Annotated in this window: 9 protein-coding genes, 1 tRNA gene and 1 riboswitch; of the genes, 3 read left to right on the top strand and 7 right to left on the bottom strand. The window is 61.7% G+C overall.

Going from position 1 to position 8108, the window contains the following annotated elements:
• Nucleotides 1-30: 30 nt before the first annotated feature.
• The 5 genes from AB843_RS15555 to AB843_RS15570 form a co-directional block, all read right to left on the bottom strand.
• On the bottom strand, nucleotides 31-963 hold the full coding sequence (locus AB843_RS15555) for a tyrosine-type recombinase/integrase (protein WP_082143855.1): 933 nt from the start codon (nucleotides 961-963) through the stop codon (nucleotides 31-33).
• 119 nt (nucleotides 964-1082) lie between these two features.
• Nucleotides 1083-1232, bottom strand: coding sequence for a hypothetical protein (locus AB843_RS25625; RefSeq protein ID WP_157384526.1), 150 nt, complete (start codon nucleotides 1230-1232; stop codon nucleotides 1083-1085).
• A gap of 117 nt (nucleotides 1233-1349) precedes the next feature.
• Nucleotides 1350-2432 (bottom strand): porin, encoded by a 1083-nt coding sequence (locus AB843_RS15560; protein ID WP_048647773.1) that lies wholly within the window; start codon nucleotides 2430-2432, stop codon nucleotides 1350-1352.
• A 200-nt stretch (nucleotides 2433-2632) separates the two neighbouring features.
• Nucleotides 2633-2869, bottom strand: a complete 237-nt coding sequence (locus AB843_RS15565) for a GIY-YIG nuclease family protein (RefSeq protein WP_048647774.1) — start codon at nucleotides 2867-2869, stop codon at nucleotides 2633-2635.
• Between the two features lie 128 nt (nucleotides 2870-2997).
• Nucleotides 2998-3087 (bottom strand) — tRNA-Ser (locus AB843_RS15570).
• A gap of 508 nt (nucleotides 3088-3595) precedes the next feature.
• On the opposite strand from AB843_RS15570, the gene AB843_RS15575 reads away from it, so the two are divergent.
• Entirely contained in the window at nucleotides 3596-4708 is a 1113-nt protein-coding gene (locus AB843_RS15575; RefSeq protein WP_048647775.1) for a porin, read from the top strand.
• Nucleotides 4709-4952: 244 nt separating this feature from the next.
• On the top strand, nucleotides 4953-6068 hold the full coding sequence (locus AB843_RS15580; protein WP_048647776.1) for a pyridoxal phosphate-dependent aminotransferase: 1116 nt from the start codon (nucleotides 4953-4955) through the stop codon (nucleotides 6066-6068).
• 294 nt (nucleotides 6069-6362) lie between these two features.
• Here AB843_RS15580 and AB843_RS15585 read toward each other — a convergent pair whose 3' ends face one another.
• Together AB843_RS15585 and AB843_RS15590 are read right to left on the bottom strand one after the other, a co-directional pair.
• Nucleotides 6363-6797, bottom strand: coding sequence for a 6,7-dimethyl-8-ribityllumazine synthase (locus tag AB843_RS15585; protein WP_048647777.1), 435 nt, complete (start codon nucleotides 6795-6797; stop codon nucleotides 6363-6365).
• A gap of 82 nt (nucleotides 6798-6879) precedes the next feature.
• Nucleotides 6880-7024, bottom strand: a riboswitch (FMN riboswitch).
• 192 nt (nucleotides 7025-7216) lie between these two features.
• The gene (locus tag AB843_RS15590) at nucleotides 7217-7699 is read right to left on the bottom strand and encodes a MarR family winged helix-turn-helix transcriptional regulator (protein ID WP_048647778.1); all 483 of its coding nucleotides are present in this window, start codon (nucleotides 7697-7699) and stop codon (nucleotides 7217-7219) included.
• Nucleotides 7700-7751: 52 nt separating this feature from the next.
• Here AB843_RS15590 and AB843_RS15595 point away from each other — a divergent pair, with 52 nt between their 5' ends.
• Complete coding sequence (locus tag AB843_RS15595) at nucleotides 7752-8096, top strand: hypothetical protein (RefSeq protein WP_053086137.1); 345 nt, start codon at nucleotides 7752-7754, stop codon at nucleotides 8094-8096.
• Nucleotides 8097-8108 lie beyond the last annotated feature (12 nt).

Genomic DNA, 8108 nt, shown 5'->3' on the forward strand with positions numbered 1-8108 from the left:
CTGCGGAAGGCGCATCCACCACTCCGTCCCTCACCGCTTCTTGCCACCGAGCCTCTTGCAACCCTCCAGGACGGTGACGCATGGATCGAGATCGCTGGTGGCCAGATGCGCGTAGCGCATGGTCATGGTGAGCGTCTGGTGTCCGAGCCACATCTGCACGCGGCGCAGGTCTATGCCACCCTGCACGAGGCGCGAGGCGCAGGTGTGGCGCAGCGCGTGCGGCACCACCTGATCGTCCTGGGCAAGGCCAATCTCGGCTTTCGCCTCGTTCCACACCGTCCGGTACTGCGCCTGGCGCAGCATGGCGAAGGGGCCCTTGGCGCCGTCCTTTGGAATATCGACGGCTTTCTGCGCGCGCTGGGTCAGCGGAACGGAACGGGCGCGTGCCGATTTGGTGATCCAGAAGCTGGCACGGCCGTCGATCACATCGTTCCAGGTGAGGCCTAGCGCCTCGCCGAGGCGGCATCCCGTGTCGACGAGAAAAACCGACAGCCTGGCCATGTCCTCATTGCGCCGCCGGATGGACGAGAACAGCATTTCCTCCTCGTCACGCGAGAGGAAACGAATGCGCCCCGACCGCTCCTTCTGACGCCGGAACTCCGGCAAGCTGTGGATATCGCCCATCTTGTGCGCCTTACGCAGAAGCTTGCTAAGCGCGGCCATCTTTCTGTTGATGGTCGCGTTGCTGTTTCCGCGGGCGCGCAATTTGCCAACCAGGTCGTCAAGCGTTTCCTGGCTGAATGCGCTAAAGCGCCTTCCCATCATGAGCTCGTCGAGCTCACCGATGAAGAAAGTGACGTTATATCTATGTTTTCCCGGCTCCCAAAGTATGTCAGCATACTTTGCGAAGAGTTCTTTCAAACTAAACTCAGAAACGAGCCGAATGCGCTCGCTGCCAAACGTTACCGAATAGCGGGAAACCGATAGATTCCACTCGCCATCCGAATCGATTACCAAACTCATGTTGGGTAATTTCCCGGACGCGTTATGCTTCTACTTTCGGTATCCCTCTGAGTCCCGCCCCACCCCTGAAGCTGTAAAATCTCAGTTTCCCCAAACGTACTAAAGTCCCCAAAAGGATACTAATGCTGTCCGCTCAGGAAGGTCCACAGTTTTCTGCACATTCCCGGCCGATTGTTCGAAATGCGTTGACCGAGATGATTTTTTGGACGAAACGCAGCCGTTTCGCCGAAGGGTGCGTACTGCTCGAAAGCCGAGCCGGTCTTCTTCATCAAACCTCTCCACACGGCCTTGATCAGACCACGTGACGCCCGCGCGCCGATGAAGAATTCCGGGTGTGAAGCCCGGCGAAAGCTCGCCGGGCTTCGAAGTCCATCTAAGCGCCTGGCTTAGAACGAGCGGTCGATGCGGAGGAAGCCGCTGAACGAGCCGTCTGCATAGCTGTCGCCGTCGACATAGTTGATGGCCAGCTTGGTGTTCAGGTTCGGGACCAGAGCGTAGTCGATCACGCCGCCGAGCGCCCAGTCATCCGCGCTGGAGCCATGCTTGTCGCCGAAATACTGACCGCCGAAGCCGATGCTCAGCTTCGGAGATGCGGCGTACTTCAGGTGACCGCCGAGCGAGTAGTCATAGCCGACGCTGTAGACGTTGGCGTCGGAAGCATAGGTGGCGAGCAGTTCGAGGGTGAGCTGCTGCGTTGCCTTGACGCTGGCGAATGCCTTGGCTGCCCACTCTTCGGCCGTGGCGTCGTATGCCACGAAACCAGCGAGCGAACCCCAACCCTGGGACAGGCCGACCTTGGCGACCACGTTCGGCGTGTAGTCATAGTTGTAGTCGTGCTCTTCGAGCGCGAGCGACACGGAAACACCGTTGCCCGGAACGAAGGTATAGCCGACCGAATGGACCGCGCTGTCGAAGCCGCCCTTGTCGTACTCACCGGACAGACCCTGATCCCAAACGGTGGTCTTGTAACCGATGAAGAAGCCGCCGAGCGTGATGTACGCCTGGTTCAGGTAGGCGCCACGGGTGAGGCCGTTGAGCGAAAACGGAGCATAATCAGCGGGCAGGCCGAGACGTGAAACGCCGGAATAGGCGTCGGCGCGCAGCTCGATGAAGCCGCCGAGCGTGCCGTATTCGGTTTCCGAACGGGCGTCGATCGTGACGTTGGCGCGCGCCAGCTTGCGCCAGCCGCCGGAGTCGTCAGAGAAGGTGCCGCCGCCGATCGTGCCGCCGAGAAGGGCGCCCGAGTCATCGTCACCCTCGGACCAGTCCATCTGATAACGGACATAGCCGCCGATCTTCAGGCAGGTCTCGGTGCCGGGGATGTAGAAGAAGCCTGCGCCGTAAACGTCGCAGATGCGCACATATTCCATCGCCTCCGGCTCGGGGATGACGATCGGATCGGCCGCCTTGGCGCCGGTCGCAGCGGCCATCAGGGCCGCGGAGCCAATCAGAAGGCTCTTGAGTTTCATTTTCTGACCTCCAGTCAGAATCGTGACAACTATGCTCAAGAGGCTTCGCTTAACCGGCTGCGTGGAATGTATATCTATTTGAAAATAAGGGGAAAAACCCAGAGATCAGAATCGCGGCCATGGCTGCGGTGTGTTGTTGAGGCCGGATTTGAAAGGGATAGGGGCAAGGCCAGGAAAGATTGGAAGGCCCACCTTTACGCTCACCACAGCCGCTTATTGGCAACTGCTTTTCCTGAGCCGGATTTGAAGTATTTTTCCAGTTTGCGTGCGATTCCTTCAGTCTTTACGGCCACATAGGATTTCAATTCGACTGGCAGATGCGCCTTGGTCGAAATTACCTGCCCACGCTGATGCGATTCGACCCGCCGGTGGAGATCGTTCGTTGATCCCACATAGATATCGGCATTAGCGAGTTGAAGGAAATAGACGTACCACATGATGCCTGCCTCCCTACGCTCCAGATCGGAACTTCGGGAGACACTCCTACGCCTAATCGCCTTCGGGATTCAGGTGTATGGCATTCTGGAAATCAGGTGGCCCGCCACCCGAAGCCGAAGGCGTAGGGTGGCGGAGAGGATGGGATTCGAACCCACGAGACCCTTCCGGGTCTACTCCCTTAGCAGGGGAGCGCCTTCGACCACTCGGCCACCTCTCCGGCGAATGGCTGGATAAAGAAAACCCGCGGGACAATCAACATGCATTCGCCTTTCGTCACTCTATTATAGGGGCCATTCGCGCAAGCGGGATGATTTTCTCGTTGCGCTACGCATCCGGAGGCGGGCCGGCGGCGGGAATGGGTCAAGGGAATCGGTGCTGGCGTCCAGGGCCGCACCGCGCTTCGCTATCCACGATTCGCACGGCGGAACGGATGTTTTGCGGCGAAAGCCGGGTTGGAACCAGGTTCCGGCGGCGTCCAGATGTTAAGAAAGTCTTTCCCGACCCGCCAGATCGTGTCATTTGTGCAACAGGCGATCCGGATAGCATGCCGCCAGGGCCCCTTGCCGCGCAATCGCGGTTGAACCGGCGATCCCCATGAGTAATGTCGGGATCGGAAAGGGGCGCGAAAGCGCAAACTTTTCATTTCTTGGGGATGGGGCAGGGAACGCTGTCCTTCAGCAAAAATACCCAGACCCGTATTTAGAACTTTGACTGGAGGTCAGAAAATGAAACTCAAGAGCCTTCTGATTGGCTCCGCGGCCCTGATGGCCGCTGCGACCGGCGCCAAGGCGGCCGATCCGATCGTCATTCCCGAGCCGGAAGCGATGGAATACGTCCGCATCTGCGACGTCTACGGCGCAGGCTTCTTCTACATCCCCGGCACCGAGACCTGCTTGAAGATCAGCGGCATGGTCCGTTACCAGATGGGCTTCACCAGCGGTGACCTCGGCGATACCGACGGCTGGGACAAGTATGCCCGCGGCGAGCTCAACATCGACGCCCGTTCGGAAACCGAATACGGCACGCTCGGCGCATTCATCAAGTTCCGCGGAACGAGCCGTAACAGCAGCCCAGTCGCAACCCCCGGCCTGAACGACGGCGACGCCTATTCGCAGGGCATCACCAACTCGGGTGTGAACCTGCAGCAGGCGATCATCTCGCTGGGCGGCCTCTCGATGGGTCTGAACGACTCGATCTGGGATACCGGTCTTTCGGGTGAGCAGGATGTCGGCTTCTTCCCCTACAGCCGCGTTCACTTCATCAACTACACCTTCGTTGGCGGCAACGGCTTCACGGCCTCGCTGTCGCTCGAAGAAGCGGACCGGAACTACGACTGGACGCCGAATGTGGTTGGCCGCCTGGGCGTAAGCCAGGGCTGGGGCAGTGCAGACCTCTATGCCGCCTACGACGCAACGGGTGAAGAATTCGCCGTCAAGGGCATCGTCAAGGCGAACCTGTCCGACCGCATGTGGTTGGGCGTGCTCGCTCAGTACGAAAGCGGCGTCGGCTACTACTCGGTCGATCCGTTCGACGACATCTCGACCTACTCCGCCAGCGCCGTCAACGCTCCTGGTGCAGAGTGGTCGCTTGCTGCCGAACTCGGCTACAAGTTCACGCCGAAGCTGAAGGCTTCGCTGGGCGGTTCGTACTACAGCGACATCGGCCACGGCAGTTCGGGCGTCGATGGCTGGAAGCTCGGCACGACGATCGACTACCAGGTTGTCGAAAACCTGAACGCCAAGCTGGCCGTCACCTACTCCTCGTATGACGGCATCGTCGGCGGCGTCGTGGATCCGGACCAGTGGTCTGGTTTCCTGCGCATCCAGCGCGATTTCTAATCGAAAGCTCCTCTTTCGATGCAGCAAGGCCCGGGTTTTCCCGGGCCTTGTTTTTTTGCACCCGGCTTTTCGCCGGCGCCGGCCGCATCCCTTGTGATCCGCCCTATCCATTGGTTTTCCCGCATTCATGCGCCCGTCAGGTGATCCCACCCGACTGCAAACCGCTGTCGCAAAAGCGATTTCACTCTTCCGTGGCTTGCTGTAGGGTCGCGCCGTGTGAAACCAACAGTGCCGATGCCGACGCATGCCGATCTCCCGCCCGCCGCTCACCCCGCTTGCCCAGTCGCTCCCCTCCACCGTGCCTTTCGTCGGGCCGGAAACGCAGGAGCGCGCCATGGGCCGACCGTTCCGCGCCCGCCTCGGCGCCAATGAAAACGGCTTCGGCCCCTCGCCGCGCGTCATCGCGGCGATGGCCGAGGCAGCCGGCGATGTGTGGAAATACGGCGATCCCGAGAGCCTCGACCTGCGCCGCGCCCTGGCGAACGAACATCGCATCGGCATCGAGAACATCGCCGTCGGCGAAGGCATCGACGCGCTTCTCGGCTTGATCGCCCGGCTCTATGTGGGCCCCGGCACGCCGGTCGTCACCTCGCTCGGCGGCTATCCGACCTTCAACTATCACGTCGTCGGCTTCGGCGGACGCCTGGTCACCGTTCCCTATGACGGGGATCGCGAGAATCTGCAGGGGCTGCGCGAGGCGGCGATCCGCGAGAACGCGCCGCTCGTCTACCTAGCCAATCCCGACAACCCGATGGGCACGTGGTGGGAGGGCGACGAGATCGCCCATTTTGCCGCCAGCCTGCCGGAAACGACCATGCTCGTGCTCGACGAAGCCTATGGCGAGACGGCGCCCAAATCGGCCCTGCCCCCGTTCGACACCAGCCGCCCGAACATGCTGCGCATGCGCACCTTCTCAAAGGCCTATGCGCTGGCCGGCATGCGCTGCGGCTATGCCATCGGCGAGGCCGAGGCGATCCGCGCCTTCGACAAGATCCGCAATCATTTCGGCATGCCGCGCATCACCCAGGCGGCGAGCCTGGCGGCGCTCGAGGATCGGGCCTATCTGGCGGCGACCCTGGACAGGATCAGCGCCTGCCGGACGCGCATTGCGGGGATCGCCGAGGCGCACGGATTGCAGGCCATTCCATCGGCGACCAATTTCGTCGCCATCGATTGCGGCGGCAAGGAAACCGCCGAGGCGGTGATGCACGGGCTTCTGGCGCGCGACGTCTTCGTGCGCAAACCGGCAACGCCGGGTCTCGACCGCTGCATCCGCGTCAGCGTCGGCCCGGAGAACGAGATCGCCTGTTTCGAGGAAGCCTTCGCCGAAGCATTGGCGGCAGCACACAATCAGCGCTGATCGACGCAAGCGTTGGCGCTCGCCCCTCACCCTCTCCCCGTGAACGGGGAGAGGGAGGCATGGACGTTGTGGCTATCCTCCTTCTCCCTGCTGGCGGAGAGAAGGTGCCGGCAGGCGGATGAGGGGCGTGCCGGCGCTTGTGCCGTGTACGGTGTCGGATGCTACACAAGGACGCTCTGTTTCCTTGTTTTTCCGCATAAAAGCTATGGCCGCAGGCGGAGAAAATGATTCCGCCTGCACCGGCAAGTCATTGTTTTCGTGATCTTTAAATGCACCCGATTCGGCGCTGCCGCTTCACGCCGCCAGCGCAGCGCGCGTCTTGCCGATCGTCAGCGCGGCCTGTGCGGCCTCGCGGCCCTTCTTGACGAAGTGCTCGCGGTAGATGCGCGTGTGGTGCTCCGTCTCCTGGTAGTGATGCGGGGTCAGCGAAACGGACAGGACGGGCACGCCCGTATCCATCCCCGCCCGCATCAGTCCGTCGACGACGGCTTGCGCGACGAATTCGTGCCGGTAAATGCCGCCGTCAACGACGAAGGCGGCGGCGGCGACACAGGCGTAGCGGCCGGATGCGGCCAGATCGCGCGCCAGGAGCGGCATCTCGAAGGCGCCTGGAACATCGAACACATCGACCTGTTCGGCCGGAATCAGCGCGCAGAATCCTTCCAGCGCCCGGTCGACGATATCGGCATGCCAATTGGCCTTGATGAATGCATAGCGGGTGTGTGTCATCGTGATCTCCTTTCGTAACGGACACGTCACCCAAGGCGATCACGGACAGCACTCCAACACGCAAAACCGGCGCGGAGCGGCTGCACGTTCTCTCTCATCCGGACTATGACCGTCGGCTCAGGCATCGCACCTGATCTGCTGACCCTTCCCGAGGGAAGGCGCTCGCGGGCTCGCGGCTCATGCCGCATACCGCCGGTGGGGACTTTCACCCCGCCCTGAGAACAGGGCGAATATAGGAAGGATGCATCGCGCCGGCAAGCCGGTTTGACCGGGATCAGGATGAAAATGCATTCGCTGCAAGAGCCTTGCGGGACCGGACGCCAGATCACGGCAGGTCAGAGCGGGATGCAGGCGGAAAAACAAGGAGATGGAGCGGGACAGCGTTTCCACGAAACGATGAACCGGCCTAGGGTCAGGACCTAGACAAGCGCATCCGGTTTGTCTTCGCTCAAGCCCTCGAGCCTTTCACGCAACGTCTTCATGAGACGCTGCGCGGCCTCGATCTCCACGCCGGACAGTCCAGCCGCCAGGTCCCTCGCCAGCGGCGTCCACCGCCCGACGGCCTCGTCGTAGATCTTTCTGCCACGCTCGGTCAGGATGACGAGCTTGGCGCGGCGATGATGAGGGTTCGCCGCGAAATCGACAATGCCGTCGGCATGCAGATCGTTGACGATGCGTTGCACGTTCTGGCGGTTTGCCCCCATGTCACGGGCGAGCCAGGCCACCGGTTGCGGGCGATCCGCCTGGGCGATCGCTCCCAGAACCTGCCAGCGCGCGCTGGTCAGGCCGAGATCGGCGACAAGGCGATCCCCCGTGATCAGCAACAGGGAGTTCAGCCGGAACAGGTCCAGCACCAGGTCGGTCAGGGCCGCGCCGCGCGAGGCATCGTCGGGTCTTTTCATTTGACAATATTATTCCTAAATGACATTATGATGTCAAATATGGATTCCCATTATGCTCAAGATCATCCATCCCGTAGCAGCCACGCTCGCCCTTGTCATGATTGTCGCCTTCTGGCTGTCCACCGCAGCCTCCGAACTTTCGGGCGTGGCGGCATGGGTGGTCGCCGTCAAGACGACGATCCCCTGGGGTTTCCTCGTGTTGATCCCGGCCCTGGCGGCCGCCGGCGGCACGGGGCATATTCTGTCCGGCAAAGCACGCGGTGGCCTGGTCGGCGCCAAGCGCAGGCGCATGCCGTTCATCGCCGCCAACGGCATTCTGATCCTCGTCCCGAGCGCGCTTTTCCTCGCCGCCCGGGCGCAGGCCGGGATGTTCGATGGCTGTGACCTGCTCCCCTGAGATGTTCCCGAT

This window comes from Nitratireductor soli, from assembly GCF_001050155.1.
GTDB lineage: Bacteria > Pseudomonadota > Alphaproteobacteria > Rhizobiales > Rhizobiaceae > Nitratireductor > Nitratireductor soli.